The organism is Paracoccus marinaquae (genome assembly GCF_018860165.1).
Taxonomy (GTDB): Bacteria; Pseudomonadota; Alphaproteobacteria; order Rhodobacterales; family Rhodobacteraceae; genus Paracoccus; species Paracoccus marinaquae.
Genome location: NZ_JAHKNG010000090.1, coordinates 1 through 3,218 on the forward strand (window position 1 = coordinate 1; position 3,218 = coordinate 3,218).

The following is a 3,218-nucleotide window of genomic DNA, read 5'->3' on the forward strand; positions in this document are numbered from 1 at the left end:
ACTACATCGCAGCAACCCTGCACGCCATCCTCGACGGTCACCCGCAAAACGGTATCGAAGACCTCATGCCGTGGCGATTCAATCAGCAGTCAAGCCTCGCCGCATAGGGCCACAACGTCGCGCTTACGAACTAGTGGAATGTCGCGATCAAGCCGATGATCTAAGCAACCATGTAATTTTAGTAATGGTACTGGATTCATGGCCGTTTTCAAGCGGTCATCATAAGGTTCCGCATCCTTCACGAATGTGATGCAAGTTTGCTTGGCAGCTGAATTTGCAGAATAGGCAGACTCTATAATTTGATCGTAATTTGTTGTTGCAAGTCCTCGCCACCTGAAATCGGCGAGTGATATATGTGCCTTTGACGGTGAAAATCCCGACAGCAACTTGGAAACTTCCTCGAAAACAAGAGGTTCACCGGCGCCGCTCGAAATTGCCATTTCGGCAACCATCGCGAGATCTCTTGTTTCTTTTTCCCGCCCCAAGAATTTCTTTGCTAGTGAATCACGAAGCTGTTCTCCACTTGGTGGTCGCTGCCCAGCGGAATTTACGCACTCCATGGACGCGCCAGCGCCAAGAACCACGACAGCTCGACCATCCTTGACGGCTTCAATCAGAGTATGTGGCAGCTCGCTTTTCTTCCCTGACACTTTGTTCTTGTCCTAATCACGTTGGCAACCACAGGTGTGCGTCCTTCCATTATGCTACCCGGCTCATTCGGTTGCGCACAAGTCCGGCATCTGGCCTTCGTGATCGATTGACGATGCCTGAAGGGAAGTCTGAAGGAAGTCAGAACAAACGTACTCATGATCGACTGTGGCAGGCTTCGCTTGAAACCCGGGCTTAGTGAGCCATCGCAGAGATTGCCGCAGCACGCACGATCAATCTCGTTCTGCTTCGCGCCGCTACGACAACCCCCTGTTTTAGCTTGAAGTTGTCCGCCACAAGCAGCGAACACGGAGCAAACCGCCTCAGGAGGTTCGCTCCCCATGCCAGACGACATCGCCTTCGCGCCGCCCGCCGAGACGCTCACCACTGATGAGCGGCTGGCGGAACTGGCCGCCATCCTCGCCGACGCCATTATGCGCACCAACCCACAGGAATCGAACGAGAATTCTCCGCTCGACGGAGACAGTTCGCTGGACATTCTCGCCCTCAGACGCCGTCGTCGGAGACAGCTGCAAAACCGAGTTGGAGACGACGGATGAGGAAAAACACAAGGAAATCAACCGCAAGGGCCGCGCTTGCGCGCCCGGCGGAGGGGATCGACGTCCTGGCCGAACTGGCGGCGCTGAAGGCGATGACGGTGCCCGAGTTGCAGGGCAAGTGGCGGGTAATGTTCGGCGAGCCCGCGCCGAACGCCAGCCGGGGGAACCTGGAGCTGCGGATCGGCTACCGCATCCAGGAACTGGCCCATGGCGGCATCAAGCCCGCGACGCGGCGCACGCTGGACGCGCTGGCGGCCGAGGTCGCATCCGGCGCGCCGGGTCCGCTGATCGCGGATCCCCGCCGCCCGATCCCCGGCACCAAGCTGGTGCGCGAGTGGCAGGGCGAGGAGCAGGTCGTCACCGTCCTGACAGAAGGTTTCGAATGGCAGGGGCGGCGCTTCAAGTCGCTCTCGGCCGCAGTGCGGGCGATCACCGGCAGTCACTGGAACGGGTGGAAGTTCTTCGGGCTGGCCCATGGTGCGGAGGCGCGCCCATGAGCCGCACCAAGCCCGAAGCCGTCCGCCGCCTGCGCTGCGCCATCTACACCCGCAAGTCGAGCGAGGAAGGACTCGACATGGAGTTCAACAGCCTCGACGCCCAGCGCGAGGCCTGCGAGGCCTACATCGCCAGCCAGCGCGCCGAGGGTTGGGTCGCCCTGCGCGACCGCTATGACGACGGCGGCTTCTCCGGCGGCACGCTGGACCGGCCCGCGTTGGCGCAGCTGATCGCCGACATCGAGGCCGGGCTGATCGACGTGGTCGTGGTCTACAAGATCGACCGCCTCAGCCGCGCGCTCATGGACTTCTCGAAGCTGGTGGAGATCTTCGACCGCCACGGCGTCACCTTCGTCTCGGTGACGCAGTCCTTCAACACCACGACGTCGATGGGGCGGCTCACGCTGAACATCCTGCTCAGCTTCGCCCAGTTCGAACGCGAGGTGATCGGCGAGCGGATCCGCGACAAGTTCGCCGCCTCCCGCCGCAAGGGGATGTGGATGGGCGGTCCGGTGCCGCTCGGCTACGTGGTCAAGGACCGCAAGCTGGTCATCGAGCCCGCCGAAGCCGAACAGGTCCGGACGATCTTCCGCCTCTATGCCCGGTCCAGCTCCACGGCGCAGGTGCTGAAGGAACTGCATGCGCGCGGGATCCGCACCAAGCGCGGCGCGGTGTTCGACCGGGGCTACCTGCTGAAGTTCCTGCACAACAAGGTCTATCTCGGCCTCGCCGTGCACAAGGACGAGGTCTATCCCGGCGAGCATGCGGCTATCATCGACCGAAAACTGTGGGACGACGCGCATGCCGTGATGGCCAACAACCGCGTCGCCCGGGCGGCGGTGGCACGAACGGCACAACCGGCGCTCCTGCGCGGGCTGATCTTCACCGAGACGGGCGCCGCCATGACGCCGCACCACACCAAGCGGAAGGGCAAGCGCTACTGCTACTACACGTCCATGGACGTGATCCGGAAGCGCCCTGCGGCCGAGCTGCGCGGGCCACAGCGCCTGCCCGGCGCGATGGTCGAGGACGCCGTCATCGGCGAAATCCGCCGCATGCTGCGCACGCCCGAGGTCGCGGCGCGCACCGCGCGGGCGGTGCGGAAGGACCGCCCCGATCTCGATGAGACCACCGTTGTCGCCGCGCTGGCGCAGTTCGACGACCTCTGGAAGGCGCTCATCCCGGCCGAGCAGGCGCGCATCGTCCAACTGCTGGTCGCGCGCATCACGGTAAGCGAGGCGGGCCTCGCCATCGACCTGCGCCATGATGGCCTCGGCGCCATCGCCGCGCTGATGGCCCCGCCGAAGAAGGAGGTTGCCTGATGCCCGCGCCCGAGACCCTGCGCGTCCACATCCCGCTCGAACTCCGCCGTCGCGGTGGTCGCCCCCGTGCCGCGCGACAATCAGGATGAGATTCTGCGTCAATCAGGATGAGACGGTGCGGCGGGTGTGTGTCGGAGGGAGGGCGTAGCCCGACCGGAGGCACACACCCGCCGCTTCGCCCGGTTACGGGGTCT

The 3,218-nt window shown here is 63.5% G+C and carries 4 protein-coding genes; 3 read left to right on the plus strand and 1 reads right to left on the minus strand.

The annotated features are described in order from the left end of the window. Nucleotides 1-89: 89 nt before the first annotated feature. The gene (locus KNW02_RS21250) at nt 90-650 is read right to left on the minus strand and encodes an SIR2 family protein (protein WP_216034969.1); all 561 of its coding nucleotides are present in this window, start codon (nt 648-650) and stop codon (nt 90-92) included. A 339-nt stretch (nt 651-989) separates the two neighbouring features. Here KNW02_RS21250 and KNW02_RS20150 point away from each other — a divergent pair, with 339 nt between their 5' ends. Genes KNW02_RS20150 through KNW02_RS20160 form a run of 3 tightly spaced genes read left to right on the plus strand, consistent with a single transcriptional unit; the run spans nt 990 to nt 3,024 of the window. After that, nucleotides 990-1,208: a hypothetical protein gene (locus KNW02_RS20150; RefSeq protein WP_216034970.1), complete on the plus strand. Its 219-nt coding sequence runs from the start codon at nt 990-992 to the stop codon at nt 1,206-1,208. Beyond that, nucleotides 1,205-1,705, plus strand: coding sequence for a DUF2924 domain-containing protein (locus KNW02_RS20155; protein ID WP_216034971.1), 501 nt, complete (start codon nt 1,205-1,207; stop codon nt 1,703-1,705). Before KNW02_RS20150 ends, KNW02_RS20155 begins: the two co-directional genes overlap by 4 nt. Continuing rightward, nucleotides 1,702-3,024, plus strand: a complete 1,323-nt coding sequence (locus tag KNW02_RS20160) for a recombinase family protein (RefSeq protein WP_216034972.1) — start codon at nt 1,702-1,704, stop codon at nt 3,022-3,024. The genes KNW02_RS20155 and KNW02_RS20160 overlap by 4 nt, the downstream gene beginning before the upstream one ends. Nucleotides 3,025-3,218 lie beyond the last annotated feature (194 nt).

Coding starts and splice junctions, on each gene's coding strand:
- KNW02_RS20150 (WP_216034970.1), top strand. CDS start 990: ATGCCAGACGACATCGCCTTCGCGCCGCCCGCCGAGACGCTCACCACT.
- KNW02_RS20160 (WP_216034972.1), top strand. CDS start 1,702: ATGAGCCGCACCAAGCCCGAAGCCGTCCGCCGCCTGCGCTGCGCCATC.
- KNW02_RS20155 (WP_216034971.1), top strand. CDS start 1,205: ATGAGGAAAAACACAAGGAAATCAACCGCAAGGGCCGCGCTTGCGCGC.